Genomic DNA, 20,282 nt, shown 5'->3' with positions numbered 1-20,282 from the left:
TTTCTGGAAGCGGTAGCTTCAAAAAGGGTCGCCTATGAACGTACCGTGATCTATAGTCTCTAGAGATGTTATCACGAGGTTTATTCCCTTCTTCATTGCCAGCTTAATCGCGGCCTCATGCACAACCCTCGATCCACCATTGATGATACGCAAAGCCGTATCGTAATCCATCCTGCTCACCAAAGATGTCCTGTCTCCTAGGTTCAGATATATGCCCGGCACATCCTTTATCAATATAACGTTCCTTATGCCAAGTATGGCTGCAATTGCAACTGCGGAATAATCACTTGAATTTCTCCCCAAGATCCTAGTGTTGCCCAGCTGATCTGCTCCAAAGAACCCAGTCACTACAGGTATCCTCCCGTTTCTCTCTATTCTGGCAATATTCCTGTAAAATGCCTTGGAGCCGTCAATATCAACCTCCCGTCCCCATGAGGCATCATTTACTACGATACCAGCTTCATCTGTGTATACAGGGGCCGCAGGAATTCCATTACCAGTCAGATAACTTGCAAGCGTAAATGCGGACATCTTTTCGCCAAAGGCAACATATGATTCCTCATCCTCTATTCCTCCAGATCCAGGAAGAATGTGAAGATCAGCTTTTATCTGGTACTTATGAAGCATGCCTAGATGCATCAGAAGAAGATCTCTTAGCCTTTCTTCCCTGCATTCCCTGCGCTCATATAACCTGTAAAGCGCATCTGTTATTCCACTAAAGGCGCTGACGACCACGACAGGTTTTTCAAAATGCAATATGATGTCTCTTATATAGGGAAGAATGGAATCGTCCTTCAGTACTGAACCACCTATCTTGATAACGCACCTGTCCTTCAAATAATCCCTCCTTTGTAAGCTATTTCAGCATTGAGAAGCGTTGATCCGGCGGCGCCTCTGATCAGGTTATTAACGAGCAGAACAAGGTCTACACTGTTTTCTCTCACCCTTATCCTCCCCACAGACACAGCCATTCCGGCTTTCAGCCCAGTTCCGCCGTTCATACTATCCAGTTCGGGCTGCGGCCTATTATTTTCATTGAATACAATAACAGATTTTTCTGGCAGGGACGGAAATTCTGTTTTTAGAATGCCATTCCCATACGTGCGGAATTCTTCCACTATCTCATCAGGATCGAATTTCTGTTCAAATTCTATATGGACGGCTTCTAAATGCCCTATCTTCACCGGAACTCGTGTCGTCGTGGCAAATATCTCTGCATTCAGTTTTCCTGCGAATATCTTCCTCGTTTCCATCTCTATCTTTGTTTCCTCCTTTTGGATGTACGGTATCACATTGTTGATCGCGTCCAGAGATGGAACTCCGGGATAGCCGGCACCGCTCACAGCCTGCATTGTGGTGACAACGATCTCTCTCACCGATCTTCCGCGAATAACAGGATCGATGCCAAGAGAAAGACCGATGGTGCTGCAATTCCCGTTAGCTATGATGAACCCCTTCTTCATGTTTCGGCTGATGAGATCACCGTTGATCTCTGGAACGATCAGCAGAACGTCGTCCTCAAGTCTATTTGCGGATGCATTCGTGAACACTGGAAACCCTGCCTCTGCCAGACGCCGCTCTATCAGTCCTGCTTTGTCATCGCTCACCGCGCTGAAGATGATATCATTATGATCTCTCGATATCTGGTCAGGATCACTTTCCCGAACAATAAGATCCTTGTAAGGTTCATACGTACCGCCGTAAACCACGTCACCATATTTCTGTCCCGCACTCCTGTCGGAGGCGTATACGTTTGCAAGATCAAAGTACGGGTGCGCTGATATCATTTTAGATATCAGAGAACCAACCACTCCGGTTGAACCTATGAGCCCAACCCTAAGCTTGTCCATGTCCAATCACCATATTACCGTTGATCATACTAACCACCAGCATCTCAACCCTGAGCCCATATTCAAGGCCTCCAACGGTTCTGATTCTTATTAGCAATATCATGATCGCATCTAGCCCATTTTTCAATGATATTTTGGATATTCAGAACTAATATTTTTACATTTTATAATAATAGATTACCTTCAGTAATATCACCATTGACGATGTTCACTGGAATAGGAAATTTCGCAACCATGCAGAGCGATGAGGCAAAGTTAAATTAATGCTGTTTGAGATCAAGATCAAATGGACGATCACGTATTTCCACCATCTCTGGATTATCTTGCTTCAATAAGGGTAAACGTGCCCAATCCTGTTCCAGAACGCTTCTGGAAAATGTTTCCTGGATACAATGAAGAGAACAGGAGGTACAACTATGGCGGCATGTTTGCTAGGGAGGACGGCAGATGGAAGATGTTCATAAATGCATTCAAGACGCTGAAAACTGATGAGGTGGAGTCCATTGTAGATTACATAAACTCTTATTACACCAAGATTGGCCTGGGTAAGGTGGTCAAGCATGACACGAATGCCTTGATAAGGGATATATCCGAAATATCCAATGCATCCATAAATAAGCTTGCATCCATACCTGGCCTTGTGATGTATCCTGTTATAAGCCTTGGAAGGGACGAACTCATAATCGTGTTTGAATTCGTTGAGGAAGTCCTTGATCTTGTTACCAAGCTTATTCTGGATTATGTGAATCTCGCACCGCTGCCGGCTGAAGTTATCAGGCTTGAAAAGCTTGAGAGCATCGACATCCCATCGTTCAGATTGGCGGTTGAAAGAAAGGAGATCAATCCAAGCATGGTGCAGGTCATACGGACGACTTGGACACTTTCCGAAGAGGAACTTCAGATCAATTCCAATGGAATCTTTCAGAACACAATGAATTTCAGGATGAAATATGTTGCCTCTGACACCAACAGCCTTATAGCCAGGGTTCACAATAGCGATATAAGGTTCAATGGCAAGTACGAAGTCTACAGATCAAACAGAAACGGGAAGATAGTGCAATTCAATTTTGAAAGCACCTGGTTCCATGACTTCTATTACGATATAGTTAGATCCATAATGGGCCCAATAGACTACTGGGGATATAGCGATGGCTCAGGCCACCTTGATAACTATTTCGTAATAAGAAAGGAGGATCAGATAGAATTTCTGAAAGCACTGGGAAAGTATTGGTCAGATGAGAAAAGAAAAACTCATAATAACAGGATAATGGAGATATTGCCATTGACGGACATCGTGCCTGAACCACCAGAGTAATCTTGAATCATTAAAAGGTATCTCAAGACCGATCGATAATTTATTTCTTCTGCCTAGGGTTCGCGTTATGCCTCGATCATTGAGATGGTTATTTATATTAGTTTTATATTGAGTCTCAGGGTGCTTAACGATGGCACAGTCAGTGAAGACGATGGTGGAAGGTGGGAAGGCCACCACGGGACCACCCATAGGACCTGCACTGGGTCCACTAGGACTAAACGTTGCCCAGGTAGTCAAGGAGATTAATGAAAAAACGAAAGAATTCCAGGGAATGAGAGTCCCTGTTACGATCACAGTTGTGGATCCTGAGACAAAGAAATACGAGATAACCGTTGGAATTCCTCCCACCTCAGCACTGTTGAAGAAAAAGTTGGGTATAGAAAAGGGAGCCACGAAGAGAAAGGAAGCGATAGCCGGAAATGCTACGCTGGACCAGATCGTGGAAGTGGCAAAGACCAAGATGGTCTCTATGCTGGCAAGCGATCTCAAAGCCGCAACTCTCGAAGTTCTCGGAACCTGTGTATCCATGGGTATAAACGTGGACGGAAAGGATCCGAAGGAGGTTCAGCGCCAGATAAAGGCCGGAGAGATCTCCATTTGACGAGGTGGGATAATTGAACATAAATGACGTTAAAAAGGCAGTCAGTGAGATAAAGGAGAAATCTCCCCAGAGAAAATTTGAGGAGAGTGTGGAGATAGCGATAAACCTCAAAGACGTAGACATGAGCAATCCAAAGAACAGGATAAACGAGGAGATACTTCTGCCCAATGGCAGGGGAAAGGACGTCAAGATCGCAGTCTTCGGGTCAGACGAACTCAAAGCAAAGGCGCGCGGAACAGCTGATTTTGTCTTCGGAGCTGAAGATATCTCAAAGTTCGCGGAGGACAAGAAAGCGTTCAAGAAGATAGTCAATCAGGCATACTTCTTCATAGCAGAGGCAACGCTCATGGCAAATATAGGTAAGAGCCTCGGTCAGGTTCTGGGACCACGTGGCAAAATGCCAAGACCCCTGCCGCCAGGCCAGGATCCTGCCCCACTTATAAAAAATCTGAAGAACACGGTTAAAGCAAGGAGCAGAAATGCCCTGACATTCCATGTTCCGGTCGGGACAAGATCCATGGATACGGACAAGATCAGCGAGAACATCATGGCTGTCATAAACAGGATAACAGGTAAGCTGGAGCGTGGCGCGTCAAATATCCGCAGCGTCTACGTGAAGACAACCATGGGCGATGCTGTGGAGATCAAGGCCGGTGATGAGAAATGAAGGAAGTTAGCCAGCAAAAGAAAGAACTTGTTAATGAGATAACCCAGAAGATAAAGGCCTCAAGGTCTGTCGCTATTGTTGATACAGCCGGTATAAGGACAAGGCAGATTCAGGATATCAGGGGAAAGAACAGAGGCAAGATAAACATAAAGGTTATCAAGAAAACGCTGCTTTTCAAAGCCCTAGAGAACCTTGGAGATGAAAAATTATTAAAGCTCAAGGAAAACTCTGGCGGACAGATAGCCCTCTTGACCTCGGATCTTGATCCTACTGAAATATACAAAGTAATAGAATCCACGTTCCAGAAGACCGCGCCGAGGGGAGGGGAGATAGCTCCTGATGATATCGTGATTCAGCCGATGACAACCGGATTCCCGCCAGGCCCAATGATGACCGAATTCCAGAAGGTCGGTCTGCAGACTGGCGTTGAGAAGGGCAAGATAGCGATAAAAAAGGAGACAGTGTTCGTGAAGAAAGGGGAAGCGATACCAAAGGACAAGGCCAAGATCCTGGAGATGCTGGAGATAAAGCCTCTCGAGGTAGGGCTCCAGTTGCTTGGCCTGTACAGCGAAGGCATAATCTATTCGAAGGATGTCCTATCCCTCACGCCGGACAAGATCGCCAGCGACATGGCCATGGCATTTGCACAGGCAAAGACTCTGGCAAAGAACTCGCTGTTCTTCGTTGACGAGGTTCTGAAGGATCTCTTAGCAGAAGCCAAGATAAAGGCTGATGCACTGGCACTTGCAGGTCAGTTCATAACCGAGGATAACGTCAAGGACTTCCTCGTGAGGGCCAATGCCAATGCGATAATTTTAAACAGTGTTTTGAATAAGGGTACTACACAGGAAACCCCTGAAGAGAAGAAAGAAGAGGCGAAAACTGAAGAAAAATCGCCCGATGAGAGCATATCCGAGGGACTCGGTGCTCTGTTTCAATAGGAGGTAATGAAGATGGAATATGTATATGGAGCTCTGCTGCTTCATGCAGCCGGAAAGGAAGTAGATGAAGAGAAGCTGAAAAAGGTACTAGAAGACGTGGGCGTTCAGGTCGATGAGGCCAGACTGAAGACTCTGGTCTCCGGACTCAAGGGCGTCAACATAGACGAAGTGCTGAAGAACGCCTCGGTGGCGCAGGTAGCCGCCTCGCCGGCACCGGCCGCTGAAGAGAAGAAGAAGGAAGAACCAAAGAAGAAAGAGGAGAAGAAGAAGGAAGAGGAAAAGGAACACGAAGAAGAAGAGGCCATGTCTGGACTCAGCGCTCTCTTCGGATGATCCTGAATGGATTACTACGACCTCATATGGGGATTGTTGAAATATTTCATCCCCATTGTTCTATTTATAATTGCGATCGCCTATAGCAATATGATACTTCTCATAATATCGTTGATATGGATACTTGGATCAATATTCGTATCATTGATGTTGATGGAGAACGATAAAAATTATACAATATAATCAGTTGTTTTTTATCAGACCAAGTTCCTTCAGCTTGTTCATCACCTCAATTGCATGATCCTTCGGCGTGACCTTCGGATAGACGTACGCTATTTTACCGTCTGGGTCTATTATGTACGTGACCCTCTTAGCAGTGGCAAGCCCTAGGACACCATATTTCTTAACGATGTCCTTGGATTTGTCCGAGGCCAACGTGAAGTTCAGATTATATTTCTCCGCAAACTTCCTGTGGGAATCCGGAGAATCAACACTGACGCCGATCACCTCTACACCAGAATCTTTGAAGGAATTGAAGTTGTCTCTAAAGTTGCATGCCTCTGTAGTGCAGCCTGGCGTGTTGTCCTTTGGATAGAAGTACAGTACAACCGGCTTCCCCCTGTACGAACTCAGTTTAACGGTCTTTCCGTTCTGATCGACGGTCTCAAAATCAGGAGCAATGTCTCCAACATTCAAAAGTTCCATAAACTAATATACATTATAAATTAATAAATGTTATGATATTCCTGTATAATTCATCCGGACGATCGATGATCACAAAAACTTTCAAAGGAGTGGCGCCAGCAGCACAGGAAGTATTACTGTTGCGTCTCCGTATACGTTCACGTACCTTGCATCCGGCCTTACCTTCTTCCAGGATATGGCCTCCTCCAGCTTTGCGCCCGAAAGCGAGCCATCGTACTCCTGCGCCGTTGTTACGTACACAGCATAATCTAGCCCTTCCCTGAACTGGTTCCACCATATGGTGTGGTGCTTAGATATCCCACCACCGATCATTATGGCTCCCGTCTTCTTCGCATCAAATATTATGTCCGATAGTCTGTGCTCGTCTTCAAGGAGATTTATCTTAAAGTCATGGTGCTGCTCGTAGAAGCTCCAGAGCTGCGATCCAAACGAACCATCCGTTATTCCCGGCACAAACACAGGTATGTTGTTCCTGGCAGCGTTGTAGATTATTGAATTTCCGTCGTTGATGTCAAGGCCTATTTCATGAATGAGATCCACAGTGGCCCATTCCTTCTTCTTCGCATAGAGTTTCTCGAGGGATTCCATCACCTTCTCCTCGATGATCTCTCCATACGATTCGTCAGGCACGAGCACGTTTCCCAGCCTGTTTATCCCCATATCTCTCAGTTCAACGTCGCTGTAGCTGAAAGAACCACAGTAGTAGTCCCGGTATGTCCTTGCTATGTCATGATCAAGTGTACCCGAGGTGGTGATGATGACATCTACGAGTTTCCTCTTCACTATCTCATTTATGAGCCCACGTAGCCCGGTGGATATGATATCTGCTGGAAACGAGAGGAATGTCGTATTCTCCTCGCTGAACATGTCTTTTATGATCTCATAGGCCTCGTATATCTTTGCGGCGGTGAAACCGCCAATCCTCGAAAATTGATCCATGAGATCGCCAAGCTTTGTATCGGCAGTTATAGACAGATCCCTGACCGGCCTTGTCAGAAGTTCTTTTCTATCCATGCCTGTATATTGTTTCTCTGATTATAGCTTTCTGCATTCGCCCACCGAAATCATAAGCTGTGATGTTTCATCGGCTAAAATCTAAATAGGCTCAAACAATAAAAGCCGGATGAAGCTAATAGAGAATTGGTTCTCGGAAAGATATTCGGATAACCTGCAGCTATCCTTCAGGGTAAGCGATCAGCTCCTCTCAATAAAGACAGATTACCAGAGGATCGATCTCTTCGACACATATGATTTCGGAAAGCTACTGGCAATAGACGGCACAGTCCAACTGACGGAGAGGGATGAATTCATCTACCATGAGCTCATAACCATGGTTCCATACCATCTCACTCCAAAGCCCCCAGAGAATGCTCTCATAATAGGTGGTGGCGACGGTGGTGCAGCAAAGAGACTCCTCGATCTTGGGCTGAAGCACATAGTCAATGTGGAGATAGACGATCAGGTAGTTGAGGTTTCGAGAAGATTCTTTCCATCGTTGTCCTCTGCTTTCAGCGACGCCAGGGTAAAGCTGCTGATACAGGACGGGATAAAGTATGTGAAGAACACCAGCGAGAAATTCGATCTTATAATAATCGACTCAACGGATCCGGAGGGCCCGGCAGAGGGCTTATTTTCAAAGGAATTCTACATGGATACGAGAAGAATAATGAACGATGGCGCTGTGATCGTATCGCAGTCCGGATCGCCGTTCTACCAGCCAAAGGCCATAAAGCTGGCATACTCCGGAATGAAGGGGGTCTTCAACGATGTGCGCGTTTATACAGGCTTCATACCAACGTATCCCAGCGGGTTCTGGTCCTTCACCGTGGCCTCGCCATGGCCAATGAAGCAGAGGCCTGTGACCACATCTGGAAAATACTTCAACGCAGACGTCATGGAGGGTTCATTCAGGTTGCCACAGTTCGTGAAGGAACTGATCACCTGACCTTCCATTTCTCCCTTGCCTGATCCAGCTGTATCCTGTAGCTCTTACCGAGACGTGCTGCCAGAACCTCCAGCTCGTTCAGGTTCCTCACGAACACGCTCTTGCTTGGGCTGTTGATCATTGACTCGAATTTTGCCCTGTCGCTGAGGTTCTTCACCATCAAATACGCCATCGTTATGGTGAAGATGAAGCTCAGAGCGAATATCCAGTAAACCCAGTATCCGACATCGAACGAGGCAGTATTCAGAAACGTGTTGTGGAACAGCAGCTGGTTTGAAACAATCACGAGAACGCTGAAGCTGGCAACAAACACTATTGCGTAGATGATGAACTGATAGTCCCTGATCGAACGTTCCATATTCTGCTAAATATATCTCCATATTTTAAATATCGTATCGCACAGACTAAGGATCAGAAGTCGAAGTTACCGTAGTATCTTTCGATGTACGTGGTCAGTATCCTGTACGTGAGGCCCCATATGATCCAGTCACGGTACCTGTATATATTTCCCCTGTCAGGATCGAAGTCCTTTATGAGATCCGATATGTTCGCGACCCTGACCTCGTCCACCTCTTCTCCGGGTTTTGCATCTTCAAGGGAATAGCCCTTTATTATGAATGGATGCACTGGAAGCTGTTTTGAGACGGGATAGTGTATTGGCATCTCCGCAAGTATATCACGTTCAGTGAAATATAGCGATACCTCCTCCTTTATCTCCCTTATGACGCACTGCGCTGGGCTCTCATTCTCCTTGAGAAAACCGCCGGGGAAAGCCACATCCCCCGACCATGGATCATCGGATCTGACCTTCCTCTTTATCAGGAGTATATCGCTCCTGTCGATTATCAAACCAACCGCAGCTTCCCCGTGCTTCATCACTTTTCAACGTCCGGCACGAAATAAACGTCCGTAACGTTCATCTTGAGGTTCCTTCTAAATTTTGCTCTGACGGGCATCCCTATGTATATGTCCTTTGTGTCGGCACCGATGAGCCTGCTCATGAAGAGCGAATTCACACCATCAAACTCCACGAGTACCAGGTTGAACGGTGTTTCATTGAGGAATTCCTCGCCGCTGAAGTAGCAGGTGGTGAAAGTGTGCACTCTGCCCTTGAGGGGGAGCTCATACCACTCTGTTTCGGATCCGCACATCATGCAGTGAGATCTCGGAGTGGCGTAAACGTACCCGCATTTCTTGCATTTGCTGCCCATGAGCTTTTTCTTTCCGAGAGCCCTGAAGAATTCACTGTCCTGCGCATAGCTGTGGATGTAGTCTATCTCATAGTGCGATCGTATTATGAGTGGATCGGTATTGTACACAACTGTTCCCTCTTCCGTTTCCGGAAGCTTCGCATCTGGATCCAGAGTCATTTTGCCGCCTCCATTACAGTTACGGTAACGTAAGTACCCGTTCCGGCATGGCTGTGAATGAGACCGCGCTTCGCATTGGGGACCTGCAGGTAATCGTCGTGGAAGTGCTTCTTCACCGTGTGCTGCAGCTGCCAGAACATGAAGACCGCCTGCATTATGCCCGTGGCACCCACCGGATGCCCTGCTGCAAGAAGGCCACCGGATGGATTCACAGGTATCTTTCCATGCAGCTCCGGCTTTCCCTCGTCTATGAACTGGCCTCCTTCGCCGTATTTGCAGAGTCCCAGATCCTCGTAAGTCTGTATCTCAGACGATGTGTACGCATCATGAAGCTCTATCAGATCTAGGTCGTTTATCGGGTCGGTTATACCAGCCATCTCGTAGGCCTCCTTCGCTGCCATGCGGCCTGCCCGGAATGAATGCACGCCGGGATACTTCAGATCCTTGTAATCTGATGGCTTCTCATTCGGGAGAAGCGGTACCTCGCCGAAGGGCCTGTCAGCAAGCCTCATTGAGTCTGTACCTGTACCTATGCCCTTTATGAGCACAGGATGGTCAGTTATCTCGAATGCCCTGTCCTCGGATGCAAGTATCGCCACCGCAGCACCATCTGACATGGCACACACGTCGAGCCTTGTCAGCGGATACGATACCATCGGAGAGTTCCGGACATCCTCTACCGTCAGCTTCATTGGGCTCTGCGCATACGGGTTATGCAGCGCATTCCCATGGTTCTTGACCGATACTTTCGCCAGCTGTTCCACGGTCGTACCGAACTCGTACATGTGGCGCACGGCCATCATGGCATAGTAGCCTGTATAGAATCCACCTATGGGATAATCGAAATTTGTATCGCTTGCCAGTGCTATGAACTCGTTTCCCTTCCAGGTATTCACATGCGACATGGTTTCGAAGCCGTATACGACCACCGTATCCATCCTTCCGGAGGCTATTTCCTCGTATCCCGCCTGGAATGCCAGTCCACCTGTTGCGCCTCCGCCTTCGATCCTCTTGCTTGGCTTTGGTACCAGCCCCAGGTAATCCTGCACCATTATGCCGGACATAAGCTGCCTCTGGAAGTGGTCCGAGAAGTAGGATGCGACCGAACCGTCTATGTCGGCCAGTGTGAGGCCGGCATCGTTCATGGCGTAGTCAAACGCCTTCTTCACCCGCAGTCTAAAATCCATCTCAGGCGATGCCTTGGCGAATTTTGTCACGCCTCCGGCCACCATATACACATTTCTGGATTTCTCCTTCATATGCGTATAACTTAAAATAATTAATAAAAGTTTTGCGAATATGCAATACAAAAACAATAGATTAATCTCATATTTTGAATGATATTGATATTGTATACATATGGGCTGATATATTCATGCATATGCCTAAGGATGGCTCATATCCGAACTCATTAGCTTTCCCGCCGATCTACCTATCAGGTCCGATATGATATGGAAGCTGGCCGTCAGATCCCTGGCATCTAGTATGAACGTAACATCGGTATAGAACGATACAAGCTGAACAACGTTGATCCCATGATAGGCAAGCAGGGAGGAGAGATGTGCGACATAGCCCCTTGTGTACGTTATTGTCTGAGGGCTGGTTATGACTATTTCAGCAAGTTTACGATCGATGCTTATTATCTCCGTTTTCGGGATGCCTCGGATCATCCTATCCAGATCGTTGTCGTTGACCACGACGACAGCACCCTGAACACCCTGGATTATCCGGAACCTGCTGTAGTTCAGAGTTGACCGGTCTGCGTTGTTCAGCACCATCTTGACGTTCTCATTTTTCGGCTTCAGTATCATGACCGATATGTTTGTGTACATCTCAACGCTTGACCTGGCCAGTATGGCTGAATGGTCGATCTCTGACGCAGGTGCCCTGTATCTCTTCAAGGCTGCCACTATGGCCTGGAAATTTTCCAACTTTGCCTCCGACATGATCCTTCTGGCAAGCGCAGAGTAATTCACGATGCCTTCGTTGAGGGCGTGCATCAGATGAGGATTCCTCTCAATATAGGCCCTCACCTCATCGGAGATGCTCATACAACGCCATGCGGCCATGATACATAAGTCTATTTATGGATATATAAGTACAATATTGGATAAACAAGTCTAAAATATCCAGATCTGAACGCCAGCCTTATAAATAGATAGAAAATCGGTTAGATCAATGCTGAAAAAAGAACTTGGAATAATTGATCTCATGATGGCTTCGGTTACTGGAATGATCGGCTCTGGATGGCTCTTCTCGGCCTTCTATGCGTCATCTATGGCCGGACCATATTCGATCTTCTCATGGCTTGTTGGTACTGGCATTGTTGCGATCCTCGCGCTGATATACGCTGATCTCAGCGGCAGGGTCCCCATGGCAGGTGCGGCCGCAGGTTATCCGTTTCTGACAAATGGGACTGTTGCTGGATCGCTCAACGCCTGGTCTCTATTTCTGGGCTATGCCTCAACGCCGCCGCTTGAGGTCATAGCATCCATAAGCTACCTCAGCTTTCTGGTGCCTGGCCTGCTGAACAGCAGCGGCCTCCTTACGCCAATAGGCATACTGCTTGCGATAGCTCTTCTTGTGCTGTTTTTCCTGCTCAATGCAACTGGCATACGAAACACTTCAAGGTTCAACAATTTGATATCATACCTGAAGATCGCGATACCAATCATAACCAGCTTCTTCTTCATCTTCACAATATTCTCCATGAAGAACTTCTCACTTGTGGGGACGGTAAAGCCAGAGGGCATATTCACCGCAGTACCTGGTGCAGGAATTGCCTTCTCCTTCCTGGGATTCAGGCAGGCTGTCGAGCTTTCGGGCGAAGCCAAGAACCCCCAAAGGACTGTGCCCATCGCCATAATGCTCTCTGTTGCCGTCGCCTCAGCCATATACATGGTTGTGCAGATAGCCTTCATAGGTTCTCTGCAGTGGGGAAGCATAAAACCGGGCGACTGGTCAGCGCTTGCAAACAGCAGCTATTCCAGCGGACCAATGCTGGTTCTTGCTTCAACACTCGGACTCGGCGCTCTGGCCACCGTACTCCTCTTTGATGGCATAATATCTCCTCTTGGAACCAGCAGCATATACCAGACAACCACGTCGAGGATATCGTACAGGATCAGCGAAATGGGCTTCTTCCCTAAGAAAATATCCGCAACAAACTCAAAAAACGTCCCAATCTACGCCCTAATCCTGGACCTAATCGTCATGATTCTCTTTGTGCTTCCCTTCCCGTCCTGGCAGTCCCTTGTCTCCGTCAACTCTGATCTCACCATCATCGCCTACATGAGCGGCCCGATCTCGCTGGCCATCTTCGATAAGTATGGCGTGGAGGCGAAAGGTTTCAGGCTTCCAGCTCCGAAGGTGCTTGCACCTATCGGCTTCGCCCTGTCTGTTCTCATAGTGTACTGGTCAGGGTATCCCACAACGATGTACATGAGCATCATCGCCCTGGTTGGACTCCTGCTCTTTGTTTTCGCCAGGAAGAATCCCATCAAGGATCTGTCCCAGGGCATTTACATGATAGCGGTTCTGGCCATAATGCCAGTCGTCTCCTATTTTGGAAGCTATGGCATCGATGTCATACCGTTCCCGCTTGACATAGCAGTCATGGTTGCCATAGCACTTTGTATATTCTTCGCCGGCACGAGGACTGCTTCCAGCGATGTATCACAGATAGAAAAAATCGCATACTCGTAAAAATGATCATGAGGGTGAGGCACCCTCACTTATTTTTCCTCTTTTGACGCACGACATCTCGTGGTGCAGCAGGAACAGTAACACGAGTATGATCGGTATGAGGACTGCGAACGAGTACCTGAGCCCGATCGCGCTCACCAGGCCCCCCGATACGAATGGCATCACGGCGCCAACGGCCATCATTATGGAGAAGAAGAGGCTGTTAGCCGCATTTCTTGCCTCCGTGCTGAATGACCTTGAAATGGATATTACTGAAAGAGGATACGTGAACCCATGCGGGAATCCAAGCAGGAGGAAGAAAGCCTCTATCATGAGAAAACTGAAAGATTCAACTATGCCGATGAGACCAACAGACGTTATGACAACGGAGAGTATCATGAGATTCCATATGTTCTCCGGTGGCCTGACCGCCAGGATCATCCTGCTCAGGAAGGAGGTGAAGAAGAAGCTTGCAAACATGAGAGTAACGGTGGAATAAGATACACCAAAGCGCGACATGGCGTATATGCCACCGAAGGTCAGTATGAATGCGAATGGAATATTATAGGTCATTATGTTGTAAACCGCGGCCCTGAATCCATGATTTTTTACAACCTCGCCTCCCCTTATCTTCCTGGAATTTCTCTCATCTGGGAACCTGAGGAAGAATGAGAGGATAAAGACTATGATCGGAAAAACGCTGAAGATGAGAAAGGTTTTGAGAAGGGGCATGAAGTCCAGTAGGTATCCCTCAAGCGCAGGGCCAACGACCAGCGATATGCTCAGCGTCAGCGTGTATATGGAGAGCAGGCGCTCCCTCTGTTTCCTGTCGGGGAGAAGACCCGCTGATGTTATTATGTTTGGCATCAGTGCGCCGAGTACGAAACCGGCCACGAACACTATTGGCCATATGGTTATGGCATTGGAGAGATAGAAGAGCGGAAACACTATGGCGTAGATCAGGGAAGACGTTATGAATACCGCGCGGCGCTCCCTTGAACGCAGCCTTGAATTTATGAGCGCGCTCATCAGGAATGTGCCCACGGCCGCGAGGGCAGATATGGATCCTACAAGAAACTCTCCGTAGTGGAACACGTATCTTGCGACAAGCGGTATCTCCGTCATGTACATGTTGTTGCTGCCCCTTACGGCGAACGTTATGGACACTATTATTATGACCATGGAAAGAAAGGAAATGCCGCTGCCATTATCCCTGACCATGCCGACCACTTTCAGTTAATATATCTTCTCACCGTCTCCGTAAAGCTGGATGCATCTTCGACCAGCTTCGGTGATACTTCGGATTTCAGGATGGCTCCGGCTATGAATCCAGGATCGACTTTTATTGGAAGGACAGAGGCTATGTATTTGGATGTGTTCTCAGGATCAGACCGCATATTCTGGATCCCCCTGCTGTATTCCTTCACGAACTGATCGATCAGGTCGTCTCTGACGTAAGCGGCGCAGCTTCCGGGCATCTCAATACCGTGTTTCTTCAGCAGATCCTCGAATTTTATGCCTGACCCAAAAGGTGAGGCAAGAACCGCGGAATCCACCTTGCCGCTCTTCAGCAGATCCATTATCTCCCTCTGGTCCTCTGCATAGACTATATCTGCATGGATCTTCTCCAGGTCAAGGGCGGCTCTGATCAGAACATCGTTGGCGCTTCCGCGCCTCCATACCCCTATCCTGCGGCCGATACCTGGCGTTATGACCGAGAGCCCCCTTATGAGCGACACATTGAAATCAATGCCGCGTTTGACCAGGGAAACGGTTGAATCCAGTACTATATCTCCCTTATTCTCCTTATCAAACACTATATCAAAAATATCAGATCTTGCAGCTATCATTGGATATGACACTGGACCCGGTGCAGCAATTATCTTTATCTTTTCCATACATCGATATGTTATTTATCTATAAATAGCTTATTAGTTCTTGCTCTCGATTATATCCACCGTGCTGAGCAGGTCATCTATGATCTTTCTGGCTAGCTGCAGCGCCTGAGAGTGATCGCAGAGAAATTTCTTCCCCTCTTCGGTTATGTGATATACGGTGAGCTGTTGCCCCTTCTCATTCTGGGACGTTTCGGATGCCACGAAACCCCGCTCCTTCATGGATTTCAGTAGTATGTATATTGAACCCTGTGGAAGCGACTGGCCCGTCGTTTCATACATACTCTTCTGCAATTCGTAGCCATGCATTGGCCTCTTCACAAGCTCCTTGAGGATGTATAGGGTTATCAGCCCGTGAAGGATCCTTTCCCTGGTAGGATCGCTGTTCATGGTTGTTGCATGCAACCATGACTTAAAAACTTGTCTATAAATTATTTACTTATTGTTTCTGTCCTGCATTGGAACGAAACTTATCTTAAGAGTGCTTCCAACCTTGTCGTCCTGAACGTCCGCTTGCACACCCGCGGATCGGAGCTCATCCATTATGTGGGCCGCCCTCTCCCTATTTGAAAAATAAAGGTATATAGCCTCCATTCCAAACTCAGGTATATTGTCAGCGTAGTTTAGAGCGTCTCTGGATTTCTCCATGGTGCTCAGGAATAATCCTTTATCCACATGCATTCGCCCGTCTGCTATCCTGGCAAGCCCTTCCTTGATGGCCCATTCGTAACGTACCTTTCCCTCAAACCTTACGTCCTGCTTGGACATGGCAGGTATCTGTATCTCGAGCCCAAAGAAGAGCAGTATTACGCCTATTATAATATCGGCTATGCCTAAATAAAGGCTCACCGTGAAGATTATGCCGCCAATGGCCGCGACGATCAGTCCGAGTACAACGTCATGAGTCTTAATGGTTATCCCATTCATGATACAAAAATACTAATTGAAACTTTTTCTCGAATACATATGCCAGCATAGCGCAGACCGGATGACATTAGACGCACGCTGGCATCACACCGCATTCATACATTATAGTGTTTCTCGGATGAGAAACAGCGGACAAAGATTAAATAGAACAGATGCGATTTTTACAGGAATGATAATCACCCGAACTCCACTGAGGATAACGTTTGTGGGCGGCGGCACGGATCTACCTGATTTCTACACAAAGCATGGTGGATCCGTGGTATCTGCCGCGATAAACAGGTACATATACATAATAGTGAACAAGAAGTTCGACAGCAAGATAAGGATATCCTATTCGAAGACAGAGATAGTGGATACCGTTGACGAGATAAAGCACCCGACGGTCAGGGAGGCGCTGAGACTTCTCGATCTGGACGGCGGCATCGAGATACTCTCAATAAGCGATGTACCCTCTCAAGGCACCGGCCTTGGATCGTCGTCCTCGTTCCTCGTTGGCCTGCTAAATGCACTCCATGCATATAAATCAGAGTATGTTTCCAACGAGACCCTCGCTGAGGAGGCCGTGAAGATAGAGAGAGATATCCTGAAAGAGGCAGGAGGAAAGCAGGACCAGTATATGGCTGCGTATGGTGGGATAGAGCTCCTGCAGTTCCTGCAGAACGGTGAGGTCAGGGTAAAGCCAATACCGCTGAACACCGAACGCCTCAGGTATCTTCGTGAGAACACGGCGCTGCTTTACACCGGAGTGGAGAGATCTTCAACCGAGATACACAACGATCAGATCTCCAGGATAGATGACCATATACCAGAGTACCTGGAGATGAAGCGCCTGGCCGAAGAATTTGCTATCAAACTGTACTCCAGCGACATAAAGGAGCTCGGAGAGATAATGCACAGGAACTGGGTTCTGAAGAAGAAACTTTCCGGAAGGATAACAAACGACCTGATAGATCGCCTCTATTCAAAGGCAAGGGATCTCGGTGCCTATGGCGGTAAATTGATAGGCGCTGGTGGTGGCGGTTTTCTCTTATTCTTCATAGACAGCGACAAGAAGGAGAGGCTAAGAGAACTAGGTCTGAGGCAGATAGATTACGATTTCGATTTCGAGGGATCCAGGATAATATACTATCAGGACAGGTGAGAAGGCCATATCTGCTGACTGGATCTTCCATGCCAGAATAAAAATATAATACGGAAGAAAATAAAAATGGACTCAGTAGCCGTAGTATTTAATCAACCTGTCTATGCCTTCATCAAGGCTTACCCTTGCCCTGAATTTTATCTTCTCCTCTGATTTCTTGGTGTCGGCCAGCGTTTCATGCACATAGGTCTTGGCCATGGGGTTCTCCACATACTTCGCCTTGATATTTGTGTGCAAATGATCGTTGAGCTTCTGCACAAGTTCGTTGAGCGAATAATTTTTCCCCGTTCCAACGTTGTAGACGTTGAAACCGCTGTTGTACATAGCTGCGTTTACAAGCGCATCGACAACATCGTCCACGAAGACGAAGTCCCTTCTCTGCTCTCCATCGCCGTAGATGACAGGCTGCTTGCCATCATGCATGTCCCACATGAACTGTGATACAAGGTTTGCGAATTTCTTCTTTGACCTTTCGTTGTAGCCATAGACGGAGAAGAATCTCATGGCCGATACGTTTATACCGTAGAGTTTGGAGTACAGGTCGCTGATCCTCTCTGTTGCATACCTGGCCTCAGTGTAGAAGTCCGTAACGAACGGTATAACATCCTCCCTGTGTGGCGGCTTGACTCCGTTGTATATGGAGGACGTAGAAGCGTATACAACCGTGCTCTTCTTCTTTTTCGCGAGTTCCAGTATCGAAACCATGTCCTTCACAAGGTCACCGACAAGATACGGGTTATCCTTGTACATTGGCGAGGATGAGTACAGGCCTATGTGGAATATGTAATCTGGATCGAAGCAGTAATCGCTCACGTTTATGACGCGGTCCTTCACAAAGTCTATGTCATCATATACGGACGAGAGATTTCGCAGCGAGCCAGTCTGAAGATCGTCCATAACATAGACATGGTTTTCCTTAGCCAGCCTGATCACCAGGTTCGAACCTATGAAACCTGCACCGCCGGTGACCAGGATCTCCTTTCCCTTTATATCCATGCCCTTAAATTGCCATACAATATAAAAAATTCTGTATTCAGCCTCATGACCTTTTCCTTATCAGATCGGAATACTCGATCAGTGATATTATAAATTCCGCATGGCTCCAGACAAGAGGAGATACAGATAGCGGTTCTCCGTTGTACGGATTGATCTGCTCAGAGAATATTCCAGACTTCTGGCGGTGTGATTTGACCCACTGTATCAGGTTCCATGCCTTTTCGAAATCTCCGAAGCGCATGTAGTACCTCGCCATCCAGAGTGTTGTTATTATCCACGGATTGCCTGGTACGTTTGGATCGTCCTTGACCCTCATGTATCTGTCATTCTGATATCGTGCAATGCCACCGACCCCATTTATCCAGAGGTCCTCAGATATCCTCTGCATTGTAGAAATGACCTTTGGATCGTCTGCGTCCTTCATTCCGAAGAGGACAAGCGAGGACAACGCACTGTCAACTGTGAAATCTGGCTTTCCGTCTATTATCGCCCTGGCATAATAGCCAAGATCGTCTGAATAGAACTTCTCATCGAATGCGTGATACATGCGATCGGCTGCATTGTCGTACTTCTCAGAGAGGTCTGGATCGCCGAAGACGTTTGCGAAGCTTGACGCGGCCTTGAGTGCAGCATACACGGTCGCCACGGTATAGGCATGGATTCCATAGCGTTCCTCCCACAGATCAAACGATGGCTTTGGCAGGCCGCTGCTGTCAACAAAACTCGTCATGAAGTCGGCGGCCCTGGTTATCAGCCTCTCATAGTAAGGCGCCGTGAATCCAATGTCGTTGTACTTCCTGAAGTACTCCCAGAGGGCCCAAACCACCAGTGCGGTTTCATCTTCCTGTATGGGATATATCGATTTGCCATTCATGACGTGCGGCAGCCAGCTGCTGGCGATCTTTCCATCCACGTTATATTTGTGGTACAGGTATCCCTCTTCCGAGAGTGAGTCCTCCATCAATGCGAAATACCTCCTGGCTGTCTCACTGTGGCCAGATATGCTGAGCGCGTATGCGGCCATGGATGCGTCCCTTGGCCACACATAGTAATAACCATCATGGCTCAGCTTCAGTATATCGCTGTCACAGGACGCCGCTATGGCTCCAAGATCGTTCGCATGGCTCTTTGTCACGAACAATGATCTGCGGTACAGTGAGGTGGTGTCTGAATCCAAGTTCAGGGTAACCTTTGAAGACCAGAGCTCCCAGTAATTTGTGGTTCTCCTCAGAAGCTTCTGAAGGTACTGCACGTTCACATTGGAGTACTCGTTCTCAATGTCGTTTATGTTCCTTCCAGCTATTATGAAATAGTACATCGTGAACTTCGATCCTGCCTTGAGCGTGGTGGAATGCCTGATGACAGAGTCAACCGAACCTATCGCGACCGGATTCATGGAGAGTTCGTTGTCCTCAGCATCCTTCCATGTGCCCTTCAACTCTCCGACGTCCTTCACGCCGGTGGCGTACTGATCGCAGAAGTTCCCAGATTCGTCAAGCGTGGACGCAAGGAAGTACCTGCCGCCCTTGTAGTGGATCACTCCCCGGTACTCTGGGAAATATGCCGCCGTATCACCGATGTCGTTACCGTATATGTAGAAATTCTGGTGAAAGAAGAGCTTAAGGTCAACGTCCTTGGCCGTTTTGTTTTCAGCGACGACGCGCCTTATGAAAACGTCCTTGTATATGTCCACCATGTCCCTGTTCTCGAAGTCTATGCCGTTCTGGCTGTAGTTAACAACAGATACCATGGTGTGGTCATAATAATCCATATGTTTTATGGCGTTCCTGTCTATCCATCTGAAGTTTCCATCTACTGAAACTCCAAAGTAGAAGGGATGCCCAGAAGAATGATTCTCAGAGGCATATTTTGAATAGTAAAAATCAACTATCCTGTAATCGGTATCAAAAGCTATAAGCAACCGCCCATTGCCGAGCGGTGTATATCTCACCATACGGGTTAATCGTCTTAT

23 protein-coding genes are annotated in these 20,282 nt (G+C 47.5%); 8 read left to right on the top strand and 15 right to left on the bottom strand.

The window, feature by feature from the left end; translation table 11 throughout:
• Positions 1–18 precede the first annotated feature (18 nt).
• Both F6Q11_RS03410 and asd read right to left on the bottom strand, forming a co-directional pair.
• Positions 19–837, bottom strand: coding sequence for a hypothetical protein (locus tag F6Q11_RS03410; protein WP_297026305.1), 819 nt, complete (start codon positions 835–837; stop codon positions 19–21).
• Positions 834–1,850 (bottom strand): aspartate-semialdehyde dehydrogenase, encoded by a 1,017-nt coding sequence (gene asd / locus F6Q11_RS03405; protein WP_297026304.1) that lies wholly within the window; start codon positions 1,848–1,850, stop codon positions 834–836. Before asd ends, F6Q11_RS03410 begins: the two co-directional genes overlap by 4 nt.
• Positions 1,851–2,136: 286 nt before the next feature.
• Between asd and F6Q11_RS03400 the strand changes: the two genes are divergently transcribed.
• The 5 genes from F6Q11_RS03400 to rpl12p all read left to right on the top strand — a co-directional run bounded on the left by F6Q11_RS03400 (position 2,137) and on the right by rpl12p (position 5,707).
• Entirely contained in the window at positions 2,137–3,165 is a 1,029-nt protein-coding gene (locus F6Q11_RS03400; RefSeq protein ID WP_297026303.1) for a hypothetical protein, read from the top strand.
• A 130-nt stretch (positions 3,166–3,295) separates the two neighbouring features.
• On the top strand, positions 3,296–3,766 hold the full coding sequence (locus tag F6Q11_RS03395) for a 50S ribosomal protein L11 (RefSeq protein WP_297026302.1): 471 nt from the start codon (positions 3,296–3,298) through the stop codon (positions 3,764–3,766).
• 13 nt (positions 3,767–3,779) lie between these two features.
• Positions 3,780–4,433, top strand: coding sequence for a 50S ribosomal protein L1 (locus F6Q11_RS03390; RefSeq protein WP_297026301.1), 654 nt, complete (start codon positions 3,780–3,782; stop codon positions 4,431–4,433).
• Positions 4,430–5,374 (top strand): 50S ribosomal protein L10, encoded by a 945-nt coding sequence (locus tag F6Q11_RS03385; RefSeq protein ID WP_297026300.1) that lies wholly within the window; start codon positions 4,430–4,432, stop codon positions 5,372–5,374. The genes F6Q11_RS03390 and F6Q11_RS03385 overlap by 4 nt, the downstream gene beginning before the upstream one ends.
• A 12-nt stretch (positions 5,375–5,386) precedes the next feature.
• Positions 5,387–5,707 carry a 50S ribosomal protein P1 gene (gene rpl12p, locus F6Q11_RS03380; RefSeq protein ID WP_297026299.1) on the top strand — a complete coding sequence of 107 codons (321 nt, stop codon included), beginning with the start codon at positions 5,387–5,389 and terminating at the stop codon, positions 5,705–5,707.
• 183 nt (positions 5,708–5,890) lie between these two features.
• On the opposite strand, the gene bcp is transcribed toward rpl12p, so the two are convergent.
• Both bcp and F6Q11_RS03370 read right to left on the bottom strand, forming a co-directional pair.
• Positions 5,891–6,352 (bottom strand): thioredoxin-dependent thiol peroxidase, encoded by a 462-nt coding sequence (bcp, locus tag F6Q11_RS03375; protein ID WP_297026298.1) that lies wholly within the window; start codon positions 6,350–6,352, stop codon positions 5,891–5,893.
• A gap of 81 nt (positions 6,353–6,433) precedes the next feature.
• A complete protein-coding gene (locus F6Q11_RS03370) occupies positions 6,434–7,366 on the bottom strand; it encodes a deoxyhypusine synthase (RefSeq protein ID WP_297026297.1) in 933 nt (310 codons plus the stop codon).
• A 109-nt stretch (positions 7,367–7,475) separates the two neighbouring features.
• Between F6Q11_RS03370 and speE the strand changes: the two genes are divergently transcribed.
• On the top strand, positions 7,476–8,297 hold the full coding sequence (gene speE / locus F6Q11_RS03365; protein ID WP_297026296.1) for a polyamine aminopropyltransferase: 822 nt from the start codon (positions 7,476–7,478) through the stop codon (positions 8,295–8,297).
• Here the strand turns inward: speE and F6Q11_RS03360 are convergent.
• From F6Q11_RS03360 to F6Q11_RS03340, 5 genes are all read right to left on the bottom strand, one after another.
• Positions 8,290–8,655 carry a DUF3198 domain-containing protein gene (locus tag F6Q11_RS03360; protein WP_297026295.1) on the bottom strand — a complete coding sequence of 122 codons (366 nt, stop codon included), beginning with the start codon at positions 8,653–8,655 and terminating at the stop codon, positions 8,290–8,292. The genes speE and F6Q11_RS03360 overlap by 8 nt on opposite strands.
• A gap of 53 nt (positions 8,656–8,708) precedes the next feature.
• Positions 8,709–9,173, bottom strand: a complete 465-nt coding sequence (locus tag F6Q11_RS03355) for a CoA pyrophosphatase (protein WP_297026294.1) — start codon at positions 9,171–9,173, stop codon at positions 8,709–8,711.
• Positions 9,173–9,667: a Zn-ribbon domain-containing OB-fold protein gene (locus tag F6Q11_RS03350; protein WP_297026293.1), complete on the bottom strand. Its 495-nt coding sequence runs from the start codon at positions 9,665–9,667 to the stop codon at positions 9,173–9,175. The genes F6Q11_RS03355 and F6Q11_RS03350 overlap by 1 nt, the downstream gene beginning before the upstream one ends.
• Positions 9,664–10,944, bottom strand: a complete 1,281-nt coding sequence (locus tag F6Q11_RS03345; RefSeq protein WP_367119325.1) for a thiolase domain-containing protein — start codon at positions 10,942–10,944, stop codon at positions 9,664–9,666. The genes F6Q11_RS03350 and F6Q11_RS03345 overlap by 4 nt, the downstream gene beginning before the upstream one ends.
• A 108-nt stretch (positions 10,945–11,052) precedes the next feature.
• Positions 11,053–11,718, bottom strand: a complete 666-nt coding sequence (locus tag F6Q11_RS03340) for an ACT domain-containing protein (protein ID WP_297026292.1) — start codon at positions 11,716–11,718, stop codon at positions 11,053–11,055.
• 127 nt (positions 11,719–11,845) lie between these two features.
• On the opposite strand from F6Q11_RS03340, the gene F6Q11_RS03335 reads away from it, so the two are divergent.
• Positions 11,846–13,372 (top strand): APC family permease, encoded by a 1,527-nt coding sequence (locus tag F6Q11_RS03335; RefSeq protein ID WP_297026291.1) that lies wholly within the window; start codon positions 11,846–11,848, stop codon positions 13,370–13,372.
• Between the two features lie 6 nt (positions 13,373–13,378).
• Here the strand turns inward: F6Q11_RS03335 and F6Q11_RS03330 are convergent, their stop codons facing one another.
• From F6Q11_RS03330 to F6Q11_RS03315, 4 genes are read right to left on the bottom strand one after another with little or no spacing between them, the layout of a single operon-like run.
• A complete protein-coding gene (locus F6Q11_RS03330) occupies positions 13,379–14,572 on the bottom strand; it encodes an MFS transporter (protein WP_297026290.1) in 1,194 nt (397 codons plus the stop codon).
• 11 nt (positions 14,573–14,583) lie between these two features.
• On the bottom strand, positions 14,584–15,249 hold the full coding sequence (locus tag F6Q11_RS03325; RefSeq protein WP_297026289.1) for a DUF3834 domain-containing protein: 666 nt from the start codon (positions 15,247–15,249) through the stop codon (positions 14,584–14,586).
• Between the two features lie 33 nt (positions 15,250–15,282).
• Positions 15,283–15,636 (bottom strand): PadR family transcriptional regulator, encoded by a 354-nt coding sequence (locus tag F6Q11_RS03320; RefSeq protein WP_297026288.1) that lies wholly within the window; start codon positions 15,634–15,636, stop codon positions 15,283–15,285.
• A gap of 45 nt (positions 15,637–15,681) precedes the next feature.
• Positions 15,682–16,173 (bottom strand): hypothetical protein, encoded by a 492-nt coding sequence (locus F6Q11_RS03315; RefSeq protein WP_297026287.1) that lies wholly within the window; start codon positions 16,171–16,173, stop codon positions 15,682–15,684.
• Positions 16,174–16,342: 169 nt separating this feature from the next.
• Between F6Q11_RS03315 and F6Q11_RS03310 the strand changes: the two genes are divergently transcribed.
• Positions 16,343–17,314 (top strand): kinase, encoded by a 972-nt coding sequence (locus F6Q11_RS03310; protein ID WP_297026286.1) that lies wholly within the window; start codon positions 16,343–16,345, stop codon positions 17,312–17,314.
• Positions 17,315–17,386: 72 nt separating this feature from the next.
• On the opposite strand, the gene F6Q11_RS03305 is transcribed toward F6Q11_RS03310, so the two are convergent.
• Together F6Q11_RS03305 and F6Q11_RS03300 are read right to left on the bottom strand one after the other, a co-directional pair.
• The gene (locus F6Q11_RS03305; protein WP_297026285.1) at positions 17,387–18,310 is read right to left on the bottom strand and encodes an NAD-dependent epimerase/dehydratase family protein; all 924 of its coding nucleotides are present in this window, start codon (positions 18,308–18,310) and stop codon (positions 17,387–17,389) included.
• Between the two features lie 43 nt (positions 18,311–18,353).
• Complete coding sequence (locus F6Q11_RS03300) at positions 18,354–20,264, bottom strand: glycoside hydrolase family 15 protein (protein ID WP_297026284.1); 1,911 nt, start codon at positions 20,262–20,264, stop codon at positions 18,354–18,356.
• Between the last annotated feature and the right edge of the window lie 18 nt (positions 20,265–20,282).

Origin of the sequence: Thermoplasma sp., assembly GCF_008709555.1 — an archaeon.
GTDB lineage: Archaea > Thermoplasmatota > Thermoplasmata > Thermoplasmatales > Thermoplasmataceae > Thermoplasma.
The sequence above is the reverse complement of the archived record's forward strand: the minus strand, read 5'-3'. Positions and strand labels throughout refer to the sequence as shown.